We start from the raw sequence: 23,576 nt of genomic DNA on the forward strand, positions 1-23,576 counted from the left end.
GTGATCCTCGGGCACGAAGGCGTCGGTGAAGACGACCTCGTTGAACTCCGATTTTCCGGTCAATTGCCCGATCGGGTTGACCTTGATGCCCGGCGTCTTCATGTCGACCAGAAACTGCGTCAGCCCGTGGCGGCGGTTTTCCTTGGTCGAGGGCGAGGTGCGGAAGATCGCCAGCATGTAGTTCGCCACTTGCGCCGACGAGGTCCAGATCTTGGTGCCGTTGATCAGGAAGCCGCCGTCGGTTTTGGTCGCCTTGGTCTTGGCGGCGAACAGGTCGGAGCCGGAGTTCGGCGCGCTCATGCCGATCGAGAAGCATACCTCGCCACGGCAGATGCGCGGCAGGATGTCCATCTTGATGTGCTCGGGCGCGTATTTCAGAAGCACCGGGCCGCTCTGCCGGTCGGCGACGAAGAAGCGCCGGGTCGGCGCATTGGCCACCCGCATCTCCTCGGTGACCACATAGCGTTCGAGAAACGAACGTTCATGCCCGCCATATTTTTTGGGCCAGGTCATGCCGATCCAGCCGCGCTCGCCGACCCGCTTGGAAAATCCGGGCACGTCGCTGTCACCGCCTTGCGGGCGATGCGGATCGAAGGTGCCTGCCGCGATTTCCTCGGCCAGGAACGCGCGGACTTCCTTGCGCAGCTTCTCGCATTCGGGCGGCAGGCGGATCGGATCGAAACGGAGCGCTGCGGTCATGTGTGATCTTTCCTGAGATTTAGCGCGAAGCGACCAGCGGCCACAGATCGTCGGCACCGCGCGCGGCGACGCGCTTGCCTAGTTCGACCGCCCAGTAACTCTCATGGCCGAAATCGTCGCGCCAGGCCAGCGCCCGCATGGTGTAGCGATGCAGTATGTGTTCGAGCGTGTAGCCGATCGCACCATGCACCTGATGGGCGATCGCCGCGCCCTTCTCGGCCGCCTCCGCGCAGCGGATTTTTGCAGCGGTGGCCTCGAGGAATACGGCGTCGTCGAAGCTCTTGGCATTGGCGATGGTGTCGGCCGCCGAACTTGCCGCGGTCATGGCGGCGGCGGTCTCGCCGGCGAGGCGAGCGAGATTGTGCTGCACCGCCTGGAATTTCGAGATTTTCTTCTCGAAGGCGACGCGCTCGTTGGAATAGCGCACGCTGATGTCGAGCATGGATTCCATCGCGCCTGCGATCTGCAGGCTGCGCACCACCGCGCCCATCAGCATCAGCGAAGTCTGGTCGAATCCCTTCGGCGCCGGCTTGATGGCGACGGGTGCGACATTGGCAAAGGTCACGGTGTCGCTGCCGTCGCTCGCCAGGTTGAGCCCAGCCTCGATCCGGCATTGCGTCGCATCGACCAGCGCGATCGAAACACCGCCTGCGCCGTGCGCCAGCACGGCGATATGCTTTGAATCCTTGGCAAAGGGAACGCCGCGCGCGCGGCCGCTCAAAGTGCCGTCGGCATTGAGCGCGATTCGATCCTTCGGGCTTGCCGGCGCGACCGTCATCGCGCCTTCAGGGGAGGTGATTTTCGCCTGCGCCAGCAGCCACCCCGCCAGCATGGTTTCCGCCAGCGGCACCGCGATCGCAAAGCGTCCGGCCGCGCTCAGCACACCAAAGCCTTCGGCGAGGCTCGCGCCGGAACCGCCGCAATCCTCCGGCACCCATGACAGCGGCAGGCCGTTCTCGGCCAGCGCCTGCCACAGCGGCGCTTTCCACTCGCCCTTTTTGTCGCGGTTGATGGTCTGCGCGTCGGCGAGATCGGAAAAGATCTTCTCCGCGGTCTCGGCGACAATGTTCTCACTCTCCACCACAGCGTTCCCCGTTGCTCGATTCCGTGCATCCCGCCCGGCGAAGGGTTCGGGTTGCGGACTTTTCTTGCACCCGATGATGGGGAAAAGCCACCGCCATGACAAGCGCCGATGTCCGCAACGCGCCCTGCGGGAGCGACATGAAGGGTTGGCGGGGCGGAATTATTAATTCCGGCAGGCGGAGTTTTGCGGTTTTGCGCGCATTTTACGGCACGATATGGTAGATCGCCGGGACTTAAGTTGGGCAAAAATCACAAAAAGGAAATGCGGATGTCCGGGGATGGTTTGTGCGCTGTAGTCACGGGTTCGGCGTCGGGTTTGGGAGCCGCGACGGCGGCGATCCTGGCCAAGGCTGGCGGGCGCATCGTCGTCAATTATTCCTCCAGCGCGAAGGAAGCCGAAGCAACCGCCGATCTCTGCCGAGCCGCAGGCGGCGAGGTGGTGGTGGTGCAGGGCGACGTGTCGCGCGACGAGGACTGCAAGAAGATCGTCGCGGCCGCAGCGCCCTGGGGGCGTCTCGACGCGCTGATCAACAATGCCGGCACCACCAAGCACATGGCGCACGGCAATCTCGACGGTCTGTCGGCGGAGGATTTTCAGCGGCTGTTCGGCGTCAACACCATCGGGCCGTTCCAGATGGTGCGCGCGGCGCGAAGTCTGCTGGAAGCCAGCGCGAAAGCTTCGGGACGGGCGTCGGCGGTGGTCAACGTCTCCTCGGTCGCGGGCATCAGCGGCATCGGTTCGTCGATTGCGTATGCTGCGAGCAAAGGCGCGCTCAACACCATCACCTATTCGCTGGCGCGCGCGCTGGCGCCGCTGATCCGCGTCAATACCGTCTGTCCCGGCTATATCGATACGCCCTGGTTCACCAAGGGCCGCGGCGAGGAAGGCGCCAAGCAGGTGCGCGATTCGGTGGTGGCGAAAGTGCCGCTCAAGCGGGCCTCGACCGCAGAAGATGTCGCAGCATTGGTGTGTTTCCTCGCCACGCCGGCCTCGAGCAACATGACCGGCGAAGTGGTCCGGATGGATGCCGGCGCGCATTTGATCACGTGAGCTTCTGATCCGTCATTCCGGGATGGTGCGTAGCACCAGACCTCAGATGCGCAATTGCGCATCGGGGAATCTCGAGATTCCGGGTTCGATGCTTCGCATCGCCCCGGAATGACGGCCGCGCCGTCATTTCGCGCTTTTATCCGGAATCACGCCGCTCGCCACCAGCCGGTTCCAGATGAACAGCACCAGCAGCGCGCCGATGGTCGCGGTGATGAAGCCGGCGCCCTGATCGGGACCGTAATGGCCGATGGCCTGGCCGATCCAGGTCGCCAGGAACGCGCCGGCGATGCCCAGGATGGTGGTCAGGATAAAGCCTGACGGATTGTTCGGGCCCGGCGAAAGCAGGCGCGCGATGATTCCGGCAATGAAGCCGACGATGATGATCCAGATGATGCCGCTCATGATGGTCGTCCTTTCCTGAAAAAGCGGAGCTTCAAAAAGTGGCCGGCGGCCGAAATCAAATCCGGCCGGACAATTCGCTTTCGGTCGGCAGCCGCCCGTCCGGCGTCAAATGATTGATGACATCGGGCAGATGCTGGGCGAGCCCGGCCAGCAATTCGTCCCGCGACAGGCCGCTTTGCGACGACAGATTGTCGATCTGGTCGGCGCCGAGCGCGCTGGCGAGATCGTTGGGCGAAATCGTCTTGTTCGGCCCGTTGCCGACCCATGTGTTGGCGGTCTCGCCGTGGCCGTTCTGCTGCAACTGCTTGAGCAAATCGCCGAGCCCGCCCGAGATCACGCTGCCGGCGGCGCCGCCGGCGAGCAGGCCGCCCAATCCGCCCTTCAGCACGTCGCAGAGACCGCCGGCCGTTCCTCCGCCCGTGGCACTGCCGGTGCCCGGGGAGGGGGAGGGCGACGGGCCTGGGCCAGCCGGGCTGTTGCTGAAATGCTTGACCGCCTTGTAGGCGAGCAGTCCGAGGATCGCCATGGTCAGCGGCGACATCCCGCCCGACTGCGCGCTCGGGTTGCTCGGGCCCCGCGGGCCATGCTGCATCCCGTTGAGTACGTCGAGTAAACCCATTTCCTTCTCCTCCCGGGGTAGAGCCAGCCCGGCCGAAAACATAACGGCGCGCCATGACGGTTACAAGGCAAGGGCGACGCGAGAAAGCGACATCGAACGTCGAAGTCTGCTATCGAAGCGATCGTTGGAAGAGGGCAGCGCGGCATGAATTCGGACAGACCGATCGCGGTGGCGGGGGCTGGCAGTATCGGCTGTTTTGTCGGCGGCATGTGTGCTGCCGCCGGCCGCCGCGTCGCGCTGTTGGCGCGGCCGCGCGTGATCGGCGAGATCGAGGAGGGCGGCCTGCGGCTGACGGGCTTTGACGGGTTCGAGCGGCGGATCGCGCCGAACGCGCTGACGATGTCGGAGGATCCTTCGATCTTTCATGACGCCGGCGCGGTGCTGGTAACGGTGAAGAGCGCCGATACCGCAGAGGTCGCCGATATCATTGCAAAACACGCGCCGACGGATGCCGTCATCGTGTCTTTGCAGAACGGCGTCGGCAATGTGCCGGCGCTGCGCGACCGGTTGCCGGGGAGAAAGGTGCTCGCGGCCATGGTGCCGTTCAACGTCACCGCGCCGCAGCCTGCGCGATATCATCGCGCCACTTCAGGCGATATCGTGATCGAGGCCGACGAAGCCGGCACGGCCGCCCGGCTTTCGGTGCCGGGGCTCAAGATGCGCCCCACCGGCAACATCGCCAGCGTGCAATGGGGCAAGCTCCTGGTCAATCTCAACAACGCGCTCAACGCGCTGTCCGGTCTACCGCTGCGCCAGCAGCTCGGGCAGCGCGCCTGGCGCAGCCTGTTCGCCGACCAGATGGCGGAAGGTTTCGTGGCGATCCGCGCCGGGGGCATCCGGCCGGTGTCGCCGACGCCGGTCCCGGCGAGCTGGACGCCGCATCTGCTGCGGCTGCCCGACGCCATCTTCGCAGCAGCGCTCGGAGGCACCATGAAGATCGATCCGGAGGCGCGCTCGTCGATGTGGGAGGATTTATCGCGCGGCCGGCGTACCGAGATCGACTATCTGCAAGGCGTCATCGTCGAAATCGCCGACCGGCATGGGCTGCCGGTGCCGATCTCCCGTCGCGTGGTGGCGCTGGTCAGGGATGCCGAGGCGGATGGCAAGGGATCGCCGAGGCTGACGCCGGAACAGATCCGGCCGTTGCCTTGAAAAAGACGCCGATCGCATTCACGACGCCGGGCATGGATCGACCGATCATGCGGGCGAAATTCCCGACCATGCTGTTTCTGCTCGCGCTGATCTTCAGCCCGAGCTTTGTCGCCGCGGCGTCGACCGCCGACTATGCCGGTGCGATCAGCGCCTATCGCCGCGCGCATGGCTTGCCCGCGGTGCGCTCGGACGAGCGCCTTGCCGCGGTTGCGCTCAAGCAGGCGCGTGTGATGGCGGCAACCGGCACGGTCAGCCACTTCGCCGGCGGCAGTTTTGCGACGCGGGTGGCTTCCTTGCGCAAGATGAGGGCCGCTGAAAATATCGGCGCCGGGTTCCTGACCTTTTCCGAAATGCTGAAACAGTGGGAAGACTCTGCCGGTCACCGCGAGAATCTGCTGATGGCCGGGGCCCGCCGCGTCGGCGTCGCTTCGGTGGACAATCCGAAATCGCCTTACCGGAAGTTCTGGGCGATGGTGATCACGGACTGAGGTAGTGCTTGCGTCATCCCGGCGAAGGCCGGGATCCATACGCCGCGGCTTATCAGCTTGGCCGAGGTATCAGACGGCTTCTTTCGCCACAATCGCCGGTGGTTATGGGCCCCCGGCCTTCGCCGGGGCGACGGTCGCGATCAGCTCCGCTTCGCCTTGCTCGGCGATGGACTGAACAGCTTCTTCAGATCCTTCCAGCCTTCCGAAAGCCGCGGCCAGTCGCAGGAGAATGAATGCCTGGCGCAATCGTCCGCCTTCGGGCGCGGCTTGACCTCGCTCGCGGCCGGCGGCGGCTTGCTGGGGGCCGCAGCCGGCGGTGGCACCTTCTCGTCCTTTAGCGATGCCTGCTGCAGCAATTGCTGCTGCTTTTCAGAGATCGCGGCGGCGATGCTGTGGCGCCGCTCCTGTTCGAGAAAGGCGGTATATTGCTCGTCGATTTTTTTCTGCTCTTCCGCCGTCGGATTCGGGCCCGCAATGTCGAAGCTGCGGTTCTGCATGAAGTCGTAATAGGTATAGCCGCCGCCCGGCTTGCGGCGCCCGGCGAATTTTGCGTTGCATTCGGTCAATTGCGCCGACTTCTCTTCCTTGTTTGCGGTGTTGCCGGCCTTCTCGGCGCATTCCTCGAAATCAACCGGCGCGCGCGACCACCACTGCGCCTGCGCGCGCGAAAGCGTCAGCATCGCGCAGGCCGCGATTGCGGTCATAGCCAAAGCGCACATGCGTGAAGCAAGCACGGACGATTCCCCAGCGGCGTAAATCAAGGCAAACGCTCAAGCCACAATGTCAGCGAATTGTCGCCATTTTGTGTTGGCTTGTCACCCCGCAGCGCAGCGATTTTCCGGCGAACGGCGCGGGCTTTTTCGCTTGACGTGACCAGCAGGACACAGTGATGCCGTTCTGCCGCGGATTTCCCCGCCGCTATCCGCTGGCGATCAGGAACCCGCTCTGATATTTTATTTCGGCACGTCCGCATCGACGCAAAGCGCGTGTTGCGGGCGGATGGCCAACTCACCGGATCCAAAGGGTGGCCGGGAATGTTTCTCGTATTCATTCGTCATGGCGGGGTTGCGGCGCTATTGGCCGGTGTGGTGGCTGAAATACTGCTCTGGCTGCTAGGGGTGGTCGCGCTGCAGCCGGGCATGATCCTGCTCGGGGCGCTGCTGTTCTATCTGGTCGAATACGGCATGCATCGTTTCGCCTTTCACGCACCGCCGCTGCCATGGCCGGTGCTGCGCAACCTGCAGCACCGCCTGCATTACGATCACCATGTCGAGCCGGGCCGGCTTGACCTGCTGTTCCTGCCGATCTGGTTTCTGCTGCCGAACCTCGCGATTGCGGCCGGATTGTTCGCGCTGGTGTTCGGATCGCAGGCCGCGGCGCCCGCGCTGCTCGGGATGATGCTGGCGATCCTGCGCTATGAGTGGGTGCATTACGTCGCCCATATTCCCTACCAGCCGCGCACGCGGCTCGGCCGCTGGATCAAGCAATATCATCTGCGCCATCATTTCGTCAGCGAGAAGCACTGGTTCGGCGTCAGCAATCCCACACTCGACGGCGTGTTCGGCACCTTCCGCGGACCCGCCGCCGGCGAAAAGAGCGCCACCACCCGCCATCTCCACTCCTGAGGCCGCCATGCCGTATCGTCACACGCAGCGCGGCACGCTCACGATCATCATCTGCCTGGTGGTCGCGGCATTCGATGCCGCGATCGTATGGCGGAGCGGGCAGTGGCCGGCCGCGGTCGTGGCGGTCGTGCTGGTCGCGGTCGCGTGGCTGTTCTCGTCGCTGACGGTCGAGGTCGGCGAAGGCGAGCTGCGCTGGTATTTCGGCCCGGGGTTATGGCGCTACCGGCTTGCGCTCGATGAAATCCAAACCGCAGCGGCGGTGCGTAACCACTGGTGGAACGGGTTCGGCATCCGGATGCGGCCCGGCTTTCGGCTCTACAACGTGTCGGGGCTGGACGTCGTCGAGCTGCGGCTGAAATCGAACGAAATCCGCCGCATCGGCACCGACGATCCGCAGGGGCTGGAGGAGGCGTTGAAAGCTGCCGGGGTTCGCGGGTGAGGATGGGCTGCAGGGGCGTCACTTCACAAGACCGCTAAGGTGATGAACATGAGCGAGACGCGGCCGCTGAATTCCATTGTGATTCCCAGGCCGATCCCGATCGTGCTGAGCATCGTCGCCGGCTACGTCGACACCTGCACTTTCCTGGGTCTGTTCGGCGTCTTCGTTGCGCAGCTGACAGGCAGCCTGGTCCTTGCCGGAACGGAACTCTTCCGGAGCGAACTGGGCGCGCTTGCAAAACTTCTCGCCATTCCCTCGTTCTTTCTTGCGGGCATGGCCGTGACCGTGCTCGTCCATTCCATGAGAGAGCGTCCGCGCGCCGCCCTGGCCTGGAGCCTGTCGGTCGAATGCATCCTGCTGATCGGATTGTCGGCTTCGTGCCTGGCCGGCATGCCCTTCCGCAGTCTGGACGCGCCGGAGGCAGTCGTCGCGTTGCTGTTCGGAATGGCGGCGATGGGCGCACAAAGCGCGCTGGTGTACCTGCTGATGCGGGGTGTGGCCTCGACCAACGTGATGACGACGAATACGACGCGGCTCGCCATCGGCGCGGCAGAACTGCTGCTCGGCTGGATCGGGCGCAACAAAGCCGACCCTTCCGGGACTTCGAGTGCCGTCTACACCCGGGCGCGCCGCGAGATCGCAGCGCTGCTCCCGATCTGGATTGGCTTCCTCGCAGGCGTCGTGCTCGGCGCCGTCGCCTACATCACGCTCGGGCTGCCCTGCATCATGTTGGCTATTCTGCCGGTCGGAAGTTTGGCGCTGTGGTATGCCCGCCCGTCTTAGATCGGGGCCAGTCGACGGTATCCGCCGCATCGGCACCGAGGATCTGCCACGCCATCGCCGCCGCTCTCACGCGCATTTCACCAGCACGATATAGTCGGGACGGCTCGAGGTGATGCCCCAGATCTCGGTGCTGATCTTGTCGTCGCCCACGACGCGCGGCGCGCGGCATTGACCCCGCAGCAATTTCAGCGCCATGCGGTTGCGGTCTTCGCGCACCTCCGGATTGTAGCCGATGGCATAGGTGTTCAGGACGTGGACGATGTAGTCATAGGGCTTGCCCGGGTAAGCCTGCTCGACGCGAACCATTTCGTGCGCGTTGGCGGCGCTTGCCACGATGGCCAAGAACAGGGTTAAACCGGCGATGCTTTTCATGACGTCTTGACCCGTTCGATCGATTGGCCTGCCCAAAGGGGGATGTTGTCCATTCTGACCAAAAATCGACGTTCGGGCCAGTCGATTTCGTCTCCGGCAAAAGGGCGGATGAGATTGGCTTTTAGCCGACATCATTCAGAGCGTCTGCGCGGTGCTCGCTGGCCACGGCGACGAACGGGCGAAGGTGACCTTGGCGTGGCACGCCCGAACTGTGGCGTTCGGCGAAAGCTGGACGTGCAGATCGAGGTCGTCGGCTTCCCAATGGTTGTCAAGCGGTCGATCACCAGTTGGAGATGCGCGCTCGACGACACGGCAATGCGCGCAACCGCACTCTCGGTTCCTGTGACGCGATACGCCTCCAGGACCTCGGGGAGCTTCGCCAACTCGTCCAGCAACGTGACACATTGCCGACCCGATGCGACTGAAATGCGCACAATCGCCTCGAGCCCATGCCCAAGCGCGGCTGGGTCCAATACGGCCTGATACCCGGCGATTACGCCATCCGCCTCCAATCGCCGCACCCGCTCTGCCGTCGCCGGCGGCGACAACGCGATTTGCAACGCGAGGTCGCGAAACGAGCAACGCCCATCGCGTTGCAACGCTTCCAGGATTTTCCAATCCGTCTCGTCGAGCGTGACTTTCTTTTGCATGGCTAAATCCGAGTTATGCAAAGCATTATGCGCATCATATCCGCAGTAGCCCTCGCCTTGTGCCTGGGGAATCTGCAAAACTCAACATAATATGAACCGGGATCGCACACCACAGCGGGAACGGACACATGCCTCACATCGTCTTGGAGTATTCGACGGGGCTGGCCGAACGCTGCGATATTGATCGTCTGTTGCTCGAACTTCACGGAATGCTCGGCAAGCACCCTTCCTTCGAAATGGACCGCATCAAGTCCCGCGCGATTCCGATAGCGCAACGGATCGTAGGGTCAGACCCAAATCGGGAGTTTGTCCATGTCGCGATAAGCTTCTCCAGGCGACGAGATGAGGAGATCCGCAAAGCTCTCGGCCAAGCCATTCTTGACGTGCTCTTGCAACGCATCGGCGGGCCGGATCTGAAAGTCTCAAGGAGCGTCGAAATTCGGCAATTCGAGCCCGGCATGTATTTCAATGACTATGGTTTGAAGGAGGGTGGCGGCTAGCTTCCGTGTCATTGCAAATCCCTCGTGAAAGGGACGTTGCAACGCCCGGTTAGCCCTGGGCGACCGCGCAAAAGCGCCGATCCGAGTGCGCCGAGCTCTCCCTATCGGAGAGGTGGCCGCCCATCGGCTACTTTGCATGGGGTTGTTTTCGATATTTTTGTTGTCCGGCCAAGAAGCCTCAGCCCGGACCTGAATTCATCATGCTTTGGCACCGCCCCTCCCCGTTACCGCAGCTTGATATCGGCGGCCTTGTCCACATGGGACACCGGCGCGCTTTCCGGAGGCTGGCGATCATGCCGCCATTCTGGTATTCAGCGCCGAGATACCCCGCCGCTTGCGGCGGGCATCCGGTCCCGTAGCTCAGCCGGATAGAGCGACGGTTTCCTAAACCGTAGGTCGCATGTTCGAGTCATGCCGGGATCGCCAGTTTTCCGAGGTTTTGATGGCCTCGATGCGCGCGCGGAGGGTTTGCCGATGATTACCGCCATTGTCCGTTTCAAGTTGCCTGCCGCGTGGGACGCCGCCAAGGTGGCACAGGTGTTCCAAAACTCCGCGCCGAAGTATCAGGGGCTCGAAGGCCTGGTCCGGAAATACTATTTGTTCGACGCCGACAGCCGTACCGGCGGCGGCTGCTATCTCTGGGAAAGCCGCGAGGCCGCCGAGCGGGTCTACAACGCCGAATGGCGCCAGATGATCACCGAGCGCTACGGCGCCCCGCCCGAGATCAGCTTTTTCGAGACGCCTGTCGTCGTCGACAACACGCTTCCCAAGACGGCTCTCGACGCGGCCGAATAATCGCGCCGCCTCGCAATCGCGAAAACTCCTGCCCGCCCGACGCGCCGCCGCGGCGCAACGATGAAGGATCGTCCCATGCCTGCCAATCCGGTGTTGTGGGAGCTCGACCAGCGTGGCGTCGCTACCGTCACGCTGAACCGGCCCGAGGTCAACAATGCCTACGATTCCGGCCTGATCAACGGCGTGCTCGCGGCGATGGATGAACTCGGCAACAAGCCTGTTCGCGTCGTGGTGCTGAAAGGCAACGGCAAGCATTTTCAGGCCGGCGCCGACCTGAAATGGATCAACGCGGTGCGGCCGCAATCGGCCGCCGAGAACGAGGCGGTCTCGAGAGCGACCTTCGAGGCGGTGCAGCGGCTGAACCTGTTGCCGGTTCCGACGGTGGCGCTGGTGCAGGGCGGCTGCTTCGGCGGCGGCACCGGGATCATTTCCGCCTGTGACGTCGTGATCGCCGCCGACAACGCTATGTTCTCGATCACCGAAGTGCGCTGGGGGCTGACGGCGGCGATCATCATCCCGCAACTGTGCGACGCCATCGGCGTCCGCCAGGTTCGCCGCTACGCGCTGACCGGCGAGCGCTTTGGCGCGGCCGATGCCCGGCGGATCGGCCTGGTGCACGAGGTGGTGCCGCTTTCCGAACTGGAGGCCGCGGGCGCCAAAGTGGTCGAGCAATTGCTGGCGAATGCGCCGCAAGCCCTGACGGAGACCAAGGCGCTGGCGCTGGAAAGCTCGTTCGGCGGCTTGAGCATCGACGACGAGGCTTATGCGCGTCTCGTCCGCATGCATGCCGCCAAGCGCCAGACAGAAGAGGCCTCCGAAGGCCTCGCCTCGTTCGCCGAAAAGCGCGCCGGCAACTGGGCGCGCAAGGGCTAGCGCCGGCGACGCTCAGCATCCCCGGCAGATGCTGCGCAGGCTCCTGTAGACCGCGTCGTCTTCCTCGCGCATCTGCTTCAGCGACTCGAGCCGCGTGGTGTCGTAGGCCGGCTCGGGCTTGCGCCTGGCGGCAAGCTCCGCCTCCTGCCGCTGATAGCAGGCTTCCCGCTCGGGCTTGGCCTGGATGAACCGGCATTGCTCCACCGCCAGGGAAGGCGTCGTCCCGAGCATCAGCGCGAGCGTGAGGGGCACGAGGTATTTCAACGCCATTGATCCCTGACTTGCGTCAGCCCGCCTGCGGAGCGCCATAGATCTTGTCGCGCAGCCGCCGCATGCCGGTCAGCCATCGCTCGGTGTTGGAGGCCTTGCGCTGCACGTAGTCATGGACCTGCGGATGCGACAGGATCAGAAAGCGCTCGGCCTCCATCGCCTCGATCACGATACGGGCGACCTCTGCGGGCTGCATGACGCCGTCGACCCGCGCCGCGCTCGGGCCCGGCATGGTCATGCCGGTCTGCACCGATTGCGGACACAGCACGGAAACGCGAATGCCGCGGTCGCCATATTGAATGGCGAGATGCTCGGCGAGCGCCACCGCGGCGCTCTTGGTCACCCCGTAAGGCATCGAATTCAGCGAGGCCAACAGGCCGGCGGCGGATGCGGTGTTCAGCAGATAGCCGGAGCCGCGCGCCAGCATGCCGGGGACCAGCGCGCGCGCGGCGAACACATGGCTCATCACATGCACCCGCCAGCTCACGTCCCAGTCGGCATCGGAGGCCGTCTCCTGACCCTTGCGGGACAGCCCGGCATTGGAGAAGAACACGTCGATCGGGCCATATTTGTCCTCGGCCGCCGCGATCAGCGCCTTGATGTCTTGCTCCTGGGCCACGTCGGCGGTCACGGCAAGCGCGTCGATGTCGCCGGCGACCTTTGCGAGCCGTTCGCGCGACGATTTGAGGTCGGCGACCACGACCCCGCGCGCGCCTTCGTGTGCGTAAGCCCGCGCTACCGCCTCGCCGATGCCGCTGGCGGCTCCCGTGACGACGCAGACCTTGTCTTTGATGTGCACGATGATTTCTCCCGCGTTTCAACTTGTCATGCCCGGGCTTGTCCCGGGCATCCACGCCTTTCCTTTTCTAGCAGCAGAGACGTGGATGGCCGGGACGACGCCCGGCCATGACGAAAATGCTGTGCTCAACCCTTATACAGCCCCTTGTCCCGCGCCCTCTGAATCGCCAGGGCTGCTAGAAGGTCGAGCGTCGGCGTCGACAGATTGGCAGCCCGCGCGAACGCCGCCGGCGCGCGCACCAGCGCGTCGATCTCCATCGGGCGGCCGAGTTCGTAGTCCTGCAGGATGGATGGCTTGTGATTGGGCGCGGGCCCGGTGCGGGTCACGCGCTTGATCCCGGGGAAGCAGCTTTGCGCGATGCTGTCGGATTCATCGAGCAGCCGCGGCACCACCTCGCGCAGCGCCTCATCGTCCCGTACGGCCCTAGCGGTCTGGCCGGTGATCACGCACAGCACCGACATCGACATGTTGGTCAGGAGTTTTGACCAGATCGCCTCCCGGATTCGCGCCGCCGGCGGCGAGCCGATCGAGGCTTCATTCAGCACGGCCCTCAGCCGTTCGATCCGCGCGCCGGCGCGGTCGTCGCATTCGCCGACCAGCAGCAGGTTGCGGTCCGGCGAGAGGTTGGCGACAATGCCGGGCGCGACCACCTCGTTCGACGAAAAGATCACCCCGCCGATGATCCGCTCCCGCGAAACCGTGGCGCGCAGGCGCCCGCCGGCGTCGAGAAAGCCAAGCTCCGGCACCGGCGGATGATCGGGCGCAATCCCGATGTCGTACCACCAGGGAATGCCGTTCTGGGCGAACACGACGGCCGTGTCGTCGCCGAGCAGCGGCGGCAGGCCGCCGACGAGGCTGGCAACCGCGTTGGCTTTCAGCGTCGAGATCACGAGATCCTGCGTACCCAGCGCTGCCGGATTGTCGGACGCTTTTACTTTCGCCGTGAATTCGGCCTCGCCAACCCGAAGCGTCAGGCCGCGCGCCTTTACCGCTTCGAGATGCGCCCCGCGCATCACGCAAGACACCTCGTGTCCTGCCAGCGCCAGCCGTACCGCAAAATGGCTGCCGACGGCGCCAGAGCCGAAAATACAGATGCGCATGGGGGAGGGGTTCCTGTCCAAGGGCTCGTAGGGCCAGTTTCCACGAGCCTGCCCGCAAGCGCAACTGCTCGCGAGTGCTGGGCGCAGCGCTCACGGTGACGGGAGCGGAAAAGTTTGCTATAAGGGGGCATGGCAGCGAAGAATCTCGAAGAACTCATAGAACGCGTCCGGCACTGGCCCAGAGAGCGCCAGGAGGACGCCGCGGCGATCCTGCTCGAAATGGAGCGGCAGGACATCAGCGGCTACCGGCTGAACGACGCCCAGGCCGAAGAGGTCACCCGTATCCAGCTCGAAGTTCGCGAGGGCAGGGCTACGTTCGCAACCGACGAGCAGATGGCGGCGCTCTGGAAGTCATGCGGCGTGTGAGGCTGCGCTATACCGCCCAGGCGCGGGAGCACATTGCTTCAATTTACGGCTACATCAGGGTTCGTAACCCGGTCGCCGCCACACAGGTCGTCGCGCGTATCAGGCACGCCGCCGAACGTCTGACGGAATTCCCGCGTATGGGGCATGCCGGCCGCGTCGCCGGCACACATGAGTGGGTGGTGCGCGGGTTGCCTTATATCATTGTCTACCAGACTGGCGCGGCCGATTCCGATGAAGTGCTCATTCTCGGCGTCTACCATGGCGCCCAAGATCGTGAACGGGAATGAAATCAATCGAAGAACCCGCGCGCCAAATCCCGCTCTATGGCGAATATGAGGTCGTCGTCCTCGGCGGCGGGCCTGCCGGGATCGCGGCGGCCGTCGCTGCCGCGCGCGCGGGCCGCCGCACGCTCTTGATCGAACGCTATGGCTTTCTCGGCGGCATGGGGACGGCGGCAGGGGTGACGAATTTCTGCGGGCTGCACGCCAATGTGTTTGGCGAGATGCGGCGCGTGGTGCAGGGCATCGCCTCCGAATTGCTCGATCGTATCGACCGGCTCGGCGGGTTGAACGCGCCGCATCTGGTGCTCGGCAAGATCCTGGCGCAGGCCTACGACACCGCGGCCTACAAGATCGCGGCCGACGATCTGTTGGCCGCCCACAAGGTCGATATCCTGTTCCATGCGCTCGGCGCCGGGGTGGCGATGCATGACGAGCGGCGCATCAACGCGCTGTTCGTCGAGACCAGGGCGGGGCGACGGGCTGTTGCGGCCCGCATCTTCATCGATTGCTCCGGCGACGGCGATCTCGCGGCCTGGGCCGGGGCTGCTTTCGAGGTCGGCGACAACGCCGGCAGCATGTTGTACCCATCGATGATGTTTCGCCTCAACGGCATCGATCCGGAGAAGGCCGGCGAGGCCTGGCGGAGCATCCCGGCGCTGATGGAACGGGCCGAGGCCGCCGGCACGCATCGTTTCCCGCGCAAGGCCGCGATCGTGCGGCCGCAGCGTTCGCAGATCGAATGGCGGGTGAATTTCACCCAACTTGCGCGCGCGGACGGCAAGGCGGTCAACGGGCTCGACCCCGACGAACTGACGCGCGGCGAGATCGACGGCCGCCGTCAGGCGGTCGCGGCCTTCGAGTTCCTGCGCACCGTGCCGGGCTTTGAAAAATCCTACATCGTCGACCTGCCGCCGCAGCTTGGCATCCGCGAAACCCGCCGCGTGGTTGGGGGCTACATGCTCTTCGGCGACGACGTGCTCGGCTGCGCTTCGTTCGACGATAGTATCGGTGTCAACGGCTGGCCGATGGAGCAGCATGTCGCCGGCGACGTGGTGTTCAAATTCCCGCCGATCCCGGAATCGCGCGGGTTCAACGAATTGCCGTATCGCATGCTGGTGCCCGCGGGCGTCGACAATCTGCTGGTTGCGGGCCGTTGCGCCTCGATGACCCATGACGGCCAGTCGGCCGCGCGCGTCTCCGGCGGCTGTTTCGTCATGGGTGAAGCGGCGGGCACCGCGGCCGCGCTGGCTCTGTCAGGCAATACGGCGCCGCGCGAGATCGCGGTCGAAAAGTTGCAGTTGCAATTGAAGCGGCAAGGGGCGTTTATCGGGCGGGATCAGAATGTGCCCGAGGGGCTGTAAAGAAAAGCCGGAGGAAACTTGATGGTGAGATTTGCGCTGCTCGCAGCGGCCGGCCTGCTTGGAATTGCGGCGAGTGGCCTCGCTCATGCCGATGATCTCCTGAAAGCCAAAATAGGCGTGTTGCGGCTGTCGTCGTCGGCGCCGGTGTTCATCGCGCAGGACAAGGGCTACTTCAAGGACGCAGGTCTCGATATCGAGCTGACATTCTTCGACGCCGCGCAGCCGATCGCAGTTGCGACCACTTCGGGCGATGTCGATTTTGGCATCACTGCGTTCACCGCCGGGCTCTATAATCTCGCCGGCAAGGGCACGCTGAAGGTGATCGGCGGCATGAGCCGCGAAAAGGCCGGCTATCCCCTGATCGGCTATTTCGCGAGCAACAACGCCTATGCCGCCGGCTTGAAGACGCCAAAAGATCTCGCCGGCAAGCGCGTCGCGGTGACGCAGACCGGCTCCAGCTTTCATTATTCGCTCGGGCTGCTCGCCGACAAATACGGCTTCAAACTGAGCGATGTGAAGGTCGTGCCGTTGCAGTCGCTGTCGAACGCGGCCGCGGCGCTGAAAGGCGAAACCGTCGATGCCGCGCTGCTGCCGGCCTCGACCGCGCGCAAGCTGATCGACGACGGCGGCGCCAAACTATTGGGCTGGGTCGGCGACGAGACGCCGTGGCAACTCGGCGCGGTGTTTGCTGCGCCGAAGACAGTGGCCGACAAGCCGCTGGTGACCAGACTTCTCGCCGCGCTCGAGCGCGCCGACCGCGAATATCATGACGTGATTCTCGCCAGCGTCGCCGGCGGCAAGGCGCCGATCAATGAGGCGACAAAAGCGCTGCTGGAAATCATCGCCAAATACACCAATCTGCCGGTCGAGCAGGTGGTCGGCAATTGCGCCTATGTCGATCCCGACGGCAAGCTCGACGTCAGGAACGTCGACAACCAGATCGCCTGGCTGCAGCAGCAGGGCTTCGTGGACAAGGGATTCACTGCCGGCGACATCATCGCCAGGGAATATGTAAAGCCGGATTGATGGTGCTGCCGTCATTCCGGGGCGAGGCGAAGCCTCGAACCCGGAATCTCGAGATTCCGGGTCTGGTCCTTCGGACCATCCCGGAATGACAGGGGGTGGAATTGATTTGTCGCGCGTGCAGCAGCTTTTTCGTCATGGCCGGGCTTGACCCGGCCATCCACGTCTTTCTTGCTGTTATGCAGTTAAGACGTGGATGCCCGGGACAGGCCCGGGCATGACGAGTCAAAATGAGATCTGGTAGAACACATGGACCTGATCGCCGACCATATCAGCCACCGCTTCGGCGCACTCGACGTGCTCGACGACGTGTCGTTCACGGTCGGCGCGGGCGAGGTGGTGGCGATCGTCGGCCCCTCCGGTTGCGGCAAGAGCACGCTGTTACAGGTTCTCGGCGGGTTGTTGCAGCCGAGCGCGGGCGCGGCCGAATTGCGGGGCGCCGCGCCAAAGGGCAGCCTCAATCCGCTGACCTTCGTGTTCCAGGATTTTGCGCTGCTGCCCTGGTGCACGGTGGAAGAGAATGTCGAATTTCCGTTGCTGCATACGGGCCTCACCCTCGGCGAACGTCGCGCGGTCGTCGAGGATGCGCTGCGCCGCACCAGCCTTTCCGATTTTCGCGCCACCTATCCAAAGCAGTTGTCCGGCGGCATGCGCCAGCGCGTCGGCATTGCCCGGGCGCTTGCGGTCAGGCCTGCGATCCTCTTGATGGACGAGCCGCTGTCAGCGCTGGATTCGCAGACCCGCGAATTGCTGATGGAGGATTTTGTCCGGTTGCTCGCCGATGGTTCGATGGGCGCGGTCTATGTCACGCATAATCTGGAAGAAGCGGTGCGGCTCGCCGACCGCATCGTCGTGCTGTCGCGGCGCCCCGGCCGCATCCGCGAGGTGGTCGCGATTCCCCTGACCCGCGCCGAGCGCGGCGACATCGCGGCCCGCGAAAGGCTGCTGGCGCTGCAGAGCGAGCTGTGGTCGCTGATCCGCGAACAAGCAATCGACGCCGAGCGCGAGGTCCAGCATGCTTGAGCGGGCGGCAACGGAGCCGGCTTCGCCGCCGACTGATCCGGCCGGCGATACGCGCCCGGTCGAATTTCGCGGCGGCGGTTTCATGCCGAGGACGGGACGCACTGCGGGCTGGGTCGCGCTGGTGCTCGTGATCGGGCTTTGGCAACTCGCCGGCAGCGCCCGCCTCGTCAATCCGCTGTTCCTGCCGCCGCCTTCAGCGATCGTGCGCGCGATCTGGCAGCTCGCGCTCTCGGGCGCGCTCTGGCACCATCTGTCCTGGTCGATCATGCGGATCGGAACGGGCTGGATTCTCGGCACGGTAGCCGGCGTCGTCATCGGCTTCGCGATCGGGCTCTCAAGCCTCGCGCGCGGCATCGGCATTACCTTCATCTCGGCGCTGTTCCCGATCCCGAAGATCGCGCTGTTGCCGCTCCTGATTCTGTGGCTCGGGATCGGCGAGGAGCCGAAGATCGCGACCATCGCGCTGGGCGTGTTCTTCTCCACCGCGATCTCAGTCTATAGCGGCGTCGACAATGTGCCGCGCAATTTGATCCGGATGGCGCAGAGTTTCAATGTGCCATTCCACGCCATCGTTCGCCGGGTGATCTGGCCGGGCGCGCTGCCCTCGATCCTCGCCGGCTTCCGCATCACAGCGTCAGTGGCGCTGCTGCTGGTGGTGAGCGCCGAGATGATCGGCGCCGAATACGGCATCGGCGCCTTTGTGCTGCAGGCCGGCAACCTGATGCAGACCGATCAGCTATTGGCGGGCGTGGTGATCCTGTCGCTGTTCGGACTGGCGGTGGGGAAGTTGATCAATTGGCTGGAGACGCGGCTGTTGCACTGGCGGTGAATTCGTCGTCCCGGCCTCGAGCCGGGACCCATACCGCGTGATCCATCGATGATCCGATGTGGCAGTTGCCTTCGCAAAACGGACGCCGGTGGTTATGGGACCCGGCTCGGAGGCCGGGACGACGATAAATCACGCATTCCCGCGATCTTCCCGGAACAGATCGAGCTTCTGCTGCACCGGGCGATCCGAAAAACTGAACAGCACGGAATCTTCGTCCGCCTCGTGGGTGACCCACTGCCAGCTCGGCACCACGAACAGGTCGCGCGGGCCCCATTCAAACGTCTGCTCGCCGATCCGCGAGCGGCCCTTGCCCTCGATCGCGGCGAACACCGTGGCGTCCGTGGCGCGATAACGCGCGGTCTTGAATCCCTTCGGCAATAGCTGGATGAAGGTGCCGATGGTCGGCATCGCGAAGTCGCCGGTCTCGGGATTGGAGAATTTCAGCTTCAGCCCATGGCAGGCGTCCCATTCGTTGCGGGCTTTCGCCTGCTCCAGCGCCTCGCGGGTGTGGCTGTATGGATAGTTGAAGATCGGCGAAGTCTTCGACACGCGCTTTTCGTCGACCGGGAGGAGGTTGTGGCCGTAGCGGGCAAAGCTGTCGCCGGCGGGTTTGGTGATCTTCTGCTGGTCCTCCTTCAGGCCTTCGGCAAAGGAGGCGTCGAAGAACTGCACCATGGGGATGTCGAGCCCGTCGAGCCAGAACATCGGCTCAGAGGTTTCGTTACTGTGATCGTGCCAGGTCATCGACGGCGTGATCACGAAATCGCCGGGCTCCATCGCGGTGCGCTCGCCGTCGACCGAGGTATAGGCGCCCTTGCCTTCGAGGATGAAGCGTAGCGCCGACTGGCTGTGTCGGTGCGCCGGCGCGATGTCGCCGGGCACCACCATCTGCACGCCCGCGAACAGCGAGGTCGTAATCTTCGATTGGCCGCGCAGGCCCGGATTTTCCAGGATCAGCACCCGCCGCTCAGCTTCCTTGGCGGTGATCAGTTTTCCGGCCTCGGTCATGTAATCGCGGATGGCGTCGAATTTCCACAAGTGAGGGCGGCAGGCGCTTTTCGGCTCCGGCGTGATCAGGTCGCCCATCACGTTCCAGAGCGCCGCGAGATTTTCGCCGTCGATCTTCTGATAAAATGCCTCGCGTTCCGGCGTCTTCTGTACGGCTTCCATGGCGAGCCTCCCGTGGTTCTTGTTGCTTCGCGAGATTGACAGCATACTTACAATATGGCTAGCGTCAACGGCGGCGGCGACAAGCCAACCAGAAATTTCGAGGGAGGTTCCCATGAAGCTGCACGGCTATTTCCGCAGCAGCGCGTCCTACCGGGTCCGAATCGCCTTGAATCTGAAGGGCCTGGGCGCGGAGCACCTGTCGCACCATCTGCGCAAGGGCGAACAATGCGCGCCGGCCTATCTCGCCATCAACCCGCAAGGCCTGGTGCCGACGCTGGAAAATGACGCCGGCGCGATCCTGACGCAGTCGCTCGCCATCATCGAATGGCTGGACGAAACCCATCCCACGCCGCCGCTATTGCCTGACGATCCGCTGCGCCGTGCCAAAGTCCGCGCCTTTGCGCAGGCGCTGGCCTGCGATACCCATCCGGTGCAAAATTTGAAGGTGCTGGCGCGGCTGCGCGAGCTCGGCCTCCCCGAGGAACAGGTCACCGGCTGGGCCGCCTGGGCTAACCGCGAGGGACTTGCCGCCTGCGAGACCCTGATCGCGAGCGAACCCGGCGCGTTCTGTTTCGGCGCGACGCCGACGCTGGCCGACCTTTGCCTGGTGCCGCAACTGGCCAATGCGCGCCGCTTCGGCGTCGATGTCGCTGCCTATCCCCGCCTGTTGCAGGCCGAGGCGGCCGCGAAAGCCAACAAGGCGTTCGCCGACGCAGCACCCGACAAGCAGCCCGATGCCGAGTAAGCCGCAAATCACGATGGACGCGGTCTACACCGCGCCCGGCTATCTGTTCCGCCGGATGCAGCAGATCGCGGTCTCGATCTTCGTCGAGGAGTGCAGGGCGCACGATTTGACGCCGGTGCAGTTCGCCGCCCTGGTCGCGATCCACACCCATCCCGGCATCGATGCCACAAGGCTCTCGGCGGTGATTGCTTTCGACCGCTCGACGCTCGGCAATGTGATCGAGCGGCTGGAGACCAAGGGCTACATCGAGCGCAAGGCTTCGCGGGAGGACAAGCGGATCAAGCTGCTATATCTGACCAGGGCCGGCGCGGCGCTGCTGCGCGACATCATGCCGGCGGTCGATCGGGCGCAAGCGCGGATGCTGCAGCCCCTAAAACCGGCCGACCGCAAGACGCTGCTGGCGCTGCTCACGCAACTGGTCGATCTCAACAACGAGGCCTCGCGGGTGCCGCTGCGCGCCGAAGACGCCCTCGAACATCTCGGGAAATCGGGCTGATGGCGGCCGCGCGGCCGGTGCTGATCGCGGGCGGCGGCATCGGCGGCCTCGCCGCAGCACTGGGGCTGGCGCAAAAGGGCCTCAGTTCGATCCTGCTGGAGAAGGCGTCCGCGCTCGGCGAGATCGGCGCCGGCATCCAGCTCGGTCCCAACGCGTTTCATGCCTTCGACTATCTCGGCGTCGGCGAAGCCGCGCGGAACATGGCGGTTTATATCGACCAGCTGCGGCTGATGGATGCGCTGACGGCGGAAGAGATCACCCATGTCGACCTGCGCGACGCGTTTCGCGCGCGGTTCGGCAATCCCTATGCGGTGGTGCATCGCGGTGACCTGCATGGCGTGTTCCTGAAGGCCTGCCGAGGTCACGCATTGATCGAGCTTCGCACCAGCGCCGAAGTGATGGGCTATGACCAGGATGGAGCCTCGGTGACGGCGCATCTCGGTTCTGGCGAACGCGTCAGCGGATCGCTGTTGATCGGCGCCGACGGGTTGTGGTCGAACGTCCGCAAGCAGGTGACCGCGGACGGGCCGCCGCGCGTCTCCGGCCACACTACCTATCGCTCGGTGATCCCGACCGAGCAGATGCCCGAGGATTTGCGCTGGAACGCGGCGACGCTGTGGGCGGGCCCCAAGTGCCACATCGTGCATTATCCGCTGTCGGGCTGGAAAGTGTTCAATCTCGTCGTCACCTGTCACAACGACGCGCCGGAGCCGGTGGCGGGCCAGCCGGTCTCTGACGACGAGGTGATGCGAGGTTTTGCGCATGTGCATGAGCGCGCGCAGACCATCATCCGCCACGGCAAGAACTGGCGGCTCTGGGTGCTGTGCGACCGCGATCCCAGCGAGCGTTGGGTCGACGGCCGCGTCGCGCTGCTTGGCGATGCCGCGCATCCAATGCTGCAATATTTCGCGCAAGGCGCCTGCCAGGCGATGGAGGATGCGGTGTGCCTGTCGCACGTGCTGGCCAGCCATCCAGAGAATCACGAACGCGCGCTGGAAAAATACCGCGCGCAGCGCTTTCCGCGCACCGCGCGCGTGCAGTTGCTGTCGCGCGCCATCGGCGAGCACATCTATCATCCCTCCGGCGACCACGCCCGTCTTCGCAACACGATCATGCGCGCGAAGAGTTCGGAAGATTGGTACGGCGATCTGGCGTGGCTGTACGGAGGGACGGGGTTGGGCAATTGACTTCACCTCCCCCGCTTGCGGGGGAGGTCGACGCGCTCGTCAGAGCGTGGCGGGTGGGGGAAACTCTCTCCACGCGACACCTGTTTTCGGTCTGGCACCCCCACCCCAACCCTCCCCCGCGAAGAGCGGGAGAGGAGGCGCAGCGGCACAAGCCGCGCCTAAATCCGCATCACCGCCTGCCGGTCGATCTTGCCGGTGCCGGTCTTCGGGAGCTCCTCGACGAACTTGATCTCGCGCGGATATTTGTACGGCAACAGTTTTGCCTTGACGAAATCCTGCAGCATCCTGGTCGCATCGGCCTTGTCGAATTCGCGCGCGTTCATCACCACCACCGCTTTCAACGTCATGCGGCGATCGGGCAGTTCGGCGGCGAAGACGGCGCATTCGCGCAGGTCGGGGTGCTCGGCGAGGCAGAGCTCGACTTCGAGCGGATAAACCCATTGGCCGGAAATTTTGATGAGATCATCGGCGCGGCCGCGGAAAAAGTAAAAGCCGTCGGCATCGCGCACAAAACGGTCGCCGGTGTAGATCCAGCCCTGGTCGCGGATGCTCTCGGCGGTCTTGTCCGGCCGGTTCCAGTACAGTGGGGTCGCGGAATCGCCGCGCACCCACAAAATGCCTTCCTCGCCGTCGCCGACCTCGTGGCCGTCGCTGTCCCTGAGCGCGATCTCGTAGCCGGGCACGCGAAGGCCGGCGGCGCCGAGTTTCTTCCGGTCCGGCCGGTTGCAGAGATAGATGTGCAGCACTTCGGTCGAGCCGAGCCCTTCGACGATCTCGAGCCCGGTCAAACGCTTCCAGCCGTTGAAGACTTCGGCGGAAAGCACTTCCGCCGCCGAGACCGCCATGCGCAGCGATGAGAAATCCGCAGCATCCGCGCCCTTGGCCTTGGTCAGCGAAGTGTAAAGCGTCGGCAGCCCGAAGAACACGCTCGGGCGAAAGCGCTCGATCGCCTCGAAGATCGCCGCCGGTTTTGGTTGTCCCGGCAGCAGCAGGGTCGCCGCGCCAGCGGAAAACGGGAAGGTGATCGAATTGCCGAAGCCATAGGCGAAGAACATTTTTGGGACCGAGAAGCAGATGTCGCCGGGCGACAGCTTCAGGACGTTTTGCGCGAACGCGGCGTCGCTATAGGCCATGTCGTGCTGCAGATGGACGATGCCCTTGGGCCGTCCGGTCGAGCCGGACGAATACATCCAGAACGCCATCTCGTCGCGATGGGTGTCGGCTTCGGCGAGATCGGCCGCAAAGCCTGCGAGCCAGGCGTCAGCCGCGATCGCTTGCGGCGCGGCGTGGCTCCCGACCGCCCCGTTGACGACCATGAGCGTGCGGAGCTGTGTGTCCTTGCAGGCCTCCGCGTCGAAGCGCGAACAGAACTCCGCCTCCGCCACGGCGACGGAA

At 64.5% G+C, this 23,576-nt stretch carries 30 protein-coding genes and 1 tRNA gene; 19 read left to right on the forward strand and 12 right to left on the reverse strand.

What is annotated here, in order from left to right:
• Both VK804_RS20020 and VK804_RS20025 read right to left on the reverse strand, forming a co-directional pair.
• Positions 1–699: acyl-CoA dehydrogenase family protein (locus VK804_RS20020; protein WP_325373419.1), on the reverse strand; the 699-nt coding region annotated here is incomplete at its 3' end.
• 19 nt (positions 700–718) lie between these two features.
• Positions 719–1,783 (reverse strand): acyl-CoA dehydrogenase family protein, encoded by a 1,065-nt coding sequence (locus tag VK804_RS20025; protein WP_325373421.1) that lies wholly within the window; start codon positions 1,781–1,783, stop codon positions 719–721.
• A gap of 267 nt (positions 1,784–2,050) precedes the next feature.
• Here VK804_RS20025 and VK804_RS20030 point away from each other — a divergent pair, with 267 nt between their 5' ends.
• Positions 2,051–2,833, forward strand: coding sequence for an SDR family oxidoreductase (locus tag VK804_RS20030; protein WP_325373423.1), 783 nt, complete (start codon positions 2,051–2,053; stop codon positions 2,831–2,833).
• A 123-nt stretch (positions 2,834–2,956) separates the two neighbouring features.
• Here VK804_RS20030 and VK804_RS20035 read toward each other — a convergent pair whose 3' ends face one another.
• Positions 2,957–3,235 carry a GlsB/YeaQ/YmgE family stress response membrane protein gene (locus VK804_RS20035; protein WP_325373425.1) on the reverse strand — a complete coding sequence of 93 codons (279 nt, stop codon included), beginning with the start codon at positions 3,233–3,235 and terminating at the stop codon, positions 2,957–2,959.
• 55 nt (positions 3,236–3,290) lie between these two features.
• Positions 3,291–3,854: a YidB family protein gene (locus VK804_RS20040; RefSeq protein WP_325373427.1), complete on the reverse strand. Its 564-nt coding sequence runs from the start codon at positions 3,852–3,854 to the stop codon at positions 3,291–3,293.
• 144 nt (positions 3,855–3,998) lie between these two features.
• Here VK804_RS20040 and VK804_RS20045 point away from each other — a divergent pair, with 144 nt between their 5' ends.
• Together VK804_RS20045 and VK804_RS20050 are read left to right on the forward strand one after the other, a co-directional pair.
• A complete protein-coding gene (locus tag VK804_RS20045) occupies positions 3,999–5,006 on the forward strand; it encodes a 2-dehydropantoate 2-reductase (protein ID WP_325373428.1) in 1,008 nt (335 codons plus the stop codon).
• 32 nt (positions 5,007–5,038) lie between these two features.
• A complete protein-coding gene (locus VK804_RS20050) occupies positions 5,039–5,494 on the forward strand; it encodes a CAP domain-containing protein (RefSeq protein WP_325373430.1) in 456 nt (151 codons plus the stop codon).
• Between the two features lie 140 nt (positions 5,495–5,634).
• On the opposite strand, the gene VK804_RS20055 is transcribed toward VK804_RS20050, so the two are convergent.
• Positions 5,635–6,198, reverse strand: a complete 564-nt coding sequence (locus VK804_RS20055; protein WP_325373431.1) for a hypothetical protein — start codon at positions 6,196–6,198, stop codon at positions 5,635–5,637.
• 330 nt (positions 6,199–6,528) lie between these two features.
• Here VK804_RS20055 and VK804_RS20060 point away from each other — a divergent pair, with 330 nt between their 5' ends.
• The 3 genes from VK804_RS20060 to VK804_RS20070 are packed head-to-tail and all read left to right on the forward strand — an operon-like array spanning position 6,529 to position 8,341.
• Complete coding sequence (locus tag VK804_RS20060; protein ID WP_325373432.1) at positions 6,529–7,119, forward strand: sterol desaturase family protein; 591 nt, start codon at positions 6,529–6,531, stop codon at positions 7,117–7,119.
• A gap of 7 nt (positions 7,120–7,126) precedes the next feature.
• Entirely contained in the window at positions 7,127–7,558 is a 432-nt protein-coding gene (locus tag VK804_RS20065; protein WP_325373434.1) for a hypothetical protein, read from the forward strand.
• A 48-nt stretch (positions 7,559–7,606) separates the two neighbouring features.
• The gene (locus tag VK804_RS20070; RefSeq protein ID WP_325373435.1) at positions 7,607–8,341 is read left to right on the forward strand and encodes a YoaK family protein; all 735 of its coding nucleotides are present in this window, start codon (positions 7,607–7,609) and stop codon (positions 8,339–8,341) included.
• A 66-nt stretch (positions 8,342–8,407) separates the two neighbouring features.
• Here VK804_RS20070 and VK804_RS20075 read toward each other — a convergent pair whose 3' ends face one another.
• Complete coding sequence (locus VK804_RS20075) at positions 8,408–8,713, reverse strand: hypothetical protein (RefSeq protein WP_325373437.1); 306 nt, start codon at positions 8,711–8,713, stop codon at positions 8,408–8,410.
• Positions 8,714–8,844: 131 nt separating this feature from the next.
• Positions 8,845–9,363, reverse strand: coding sequence for an Lrp/AsnC family transcriptional regulator (locus VK804_RS20080; protein ID WP_325373438.1), 519 nt, complete (start codon positions 9,361–9,363; stop codon positions 8,845–8,847).
• A gap of 128 nt (positions 9,364–9,491) precedes the next feature.
• On the opposite strand from VK804_RS20080, the gene VK804_RS20085 reads away from it, so the two are divergent.
• From VK804_RS20085 to VK804_RS20100, 4 genes are all read left to right on the forward strand, one after another.
• Positions 9,492–9,863 (forward strand): hypothetical protein, encoded by a 372-nt coding sequence (locus VK804_RS20085; protein WP_325373440.1) that lies wholly within the window; start codon positions 9,492–9,494, stop codon positions 9,861–9,863.
• Between the two features lie 349 nt (positions 9,864–10,212).
• Positions 10,213–10,289, forward strand: a tRNA-Arg gene (locus VK804_RS20090).
• A 48-nt stretch (positions 10,290–10,337) separates the two neighbouring features.
• A complete protein-coding gene (locus tag VK804_RS20095; RefSeq protein WP_325373441.1) occupies positions 10,338–10,658 on the forward strand; it encodes a monooxygenase in 321 nt (106 codons plus the stop codon).
• 75 nt (positions 10,659–10,733) lie between these two features.
• A complete protein-coding gene (locus tag VK804_RS20100; RefSeq protein WP_325373443.1) occupies positions 10,734–11,531 on the forward strand; it encodes an enoyl-CoA hydratase-related protein in 798 nt (265 codons plus the stop codon).
• Positions 11,532–11,543: 12 nt separating this feature from the next.
• Here the strand turns inward: VK804_RS20100 and VK804_RS20105 are convergent, their stop codons facing one another.
• The 3 genes from VK804_RS20105 to VK804_RS20115 form a co-directional block, all read right to left on the reverse strand.
• Positions 11,544–11,801, reverse strand: coding sequence for a hypothetical protein (locus VK804_RS20105; RefSeq protein ID WP_325373445.1), 258 nt, complete (start codon positions 11,799–11,801; stop codon positions 11,544–11,546).
• Between the two features lie 16 nt (positions 11,802–11,817).
• On the reverse strand, positions 11,818–12,600 hold the full coding sequence (locus VK804_RS20110; RefSeq protein WP_325373447.1) for an SDR family oxidoreductase: 783 nt from the start codon (positions 12,598–12,600) through the stop codon (positions 11,818–11,820).
• A 125-nt stretch (positions 12,601–12,725) separates the two neighbouring features.
• On the reverse strand, positions 12,726–13,700 hold the full coding sequence (locus VK804_RS20115; RefSeq protein ID WP_325373449.1) for a 2-dehydropantoate 2-reductase: 975 nt from the start codon (positions 13,698–13,700) through the stop codon (positions 12,726–12,728).
• A 129-nt stretch (positions 13,701–13,829) separates the two neighbouring features.
• Between VK804_RS20115 and VK804_RS20120 the strand changes: the two genes are divergently transcribed.
• From VK804_RS20120 to VK804_RS20145, 6 genes are all read left to right on the forward strand, one after another.
• Positions 13,830–14,066: a hypothetical protein gene (locus VK804_RS20120; RefSeq protein ID WP_325373451.1), complete on the forward strand. Its 237-nt coding sequence runs from the start codon at positions 13,830–13,832 to the stop codon at positions 14,064–14,066.
• On the forward strand, positions 14,063–14,353 hold the full coding sequence (locus VK804_RS20125) for a type II toxin-antitoxin system RelE/ParE family toxin (RefSeq protein WP_325373453.1): 291 nt from the start codon (positions 14,063–14,065) through the stop codon (positions 14,351–14,353). The genes VK804_RS20120 and VK804_RS20125 overlap by 4 nt, the downstream gene beginning before the upstream one ends.
• Positions 14,350–15,708 carry an FAD-dependent oxidoreductase gene (locus VK804_RS20130; protein WP_325373455.1) on the forward strand — a complete coding sequence of 453 codons (1,359 nt, stop codon included), beginning with the start codon at positions 14,350–14,352 and terminating at the stop codon, positions 15,706–15,708. The genes VK804_RS20125 and VK804_RS20130 overlap by 4 nt, the downstream gene beginning before the upstream one ends.
• A 21-nt stretch (positions 15,709–15,729) precedes the next feature.
• Entirely contained in the window at positions 15,730–16,734 is a 1,005-nt protein-coding gene (locus tag VK804_RS20135; RefSeq protein ID WP_325373457.1) for an ABC transporter substrate-binding protein, read from the forward strand.
• A 246-nt stretch (positions 16,735–16,980) separates the two neighbouring features.
• Entirely contained in the window at positions 16,981–17,754 is a 774-nt protein-coding gene (locus VK804_RS20140) for an ABC transporter ATP-binding protein (protein WP_325373459.1), read from the forward strand.
• The gene (locus VK804_RS20145) at positions 17,747–18,583 is read left to right on the forward strand and encodes an ABC transporter permease (protein ID WP_325373461.1); all 837 of its coding nucleotides are present in this window, start codon (positions 17,747–17,749) and stop codon (positions 18,581–18,583) included. Before VK804_RS20140 ends, VK804_RS20145 begins: the two co-directional genes overlap by 8 nt.
• A gap of 129 nt (positions 18,584–18,712) precedes the next feature.
• Here VK804_RS20145 and gtdA read toward each other — a convergent pair whose 3' ends face one another.
• Positions 18,713–19,753, reverse strand: coding sequence for a gentisate 1,2-dioxygenase (gene gtdA, locus VK804_RS20150; RefSeq protein ID WP_325373463.1), 1,041 nt, complete (start codon positions 19,751–19,753; stop codon positions 18,713–18,715).
• A 112-nt stretch (positions 19,754–19,865) separates the two neighbouring features.
• Between gtdA and maiA the strand changes: the two genes are divergently transcribed.
• The 3 genes from maiA to VK804_RS20165 are packed head-to-tail and all read left to right on the forward strand — an operon-like array spanning position 19,866 to position 22,181.
• Positions 19,866–20,498 (forward strand): maleylacetoacetate isomerase, encoded by a 633-nt coding sequence (maiA, locus tag VK804_RS20155; protein ID WP_325373465.1) that lies wholly within the window; start codon positions 19,866–19,868, stop codon positions 20,496–20,498.
• Entirely contained in the window at positions 20,488–20,994 is a 507-nt protein-coding gene (locus VK804_RS20160) for a MarR family transcriptional regulator (RefSeq protein WP_325373467.1), read from the forward strand. Before maiA ends, VK804_RS20160 begins: the two co-directional genes overlap by 11 nt.
• Entirely contained in the window at positions 20,994–22,181 is a 1,188-nt protein-coding gene (locus VK804_RS20165; RefSeq protein ID WP_325373469.1) for a 3-hydroxybenzoate 6-monooxygenase, read from the forward strand. Before VK804_RS20160 ends, VK804_RS20165 begins: the two co-directional genes overlap by 1 nt.
• 158 nt (positions 22,182–22,339) lie before the next feature.
• Here VK804_RS20165 and VK804_RS20170 read toward each other — a convergent pair.
• Positions 22,340–23,576, reverse strand: a 1,237-nt coding sequence (locus tag VK804_RS20170) for a benzoate-CoA ligase family protein (protein ID WP_325373471.1), incomplete at its 5' end; no start/stop codon positions are given.

Source organism: Bradyrhizobium sp. (assembly GCF_035484855.1).
GTDB lineage: Bacteria > Pseudomonadota > Alphaproteobacteria > Rhizobiales > Xanthobacteraceae > Bradyrhizobium.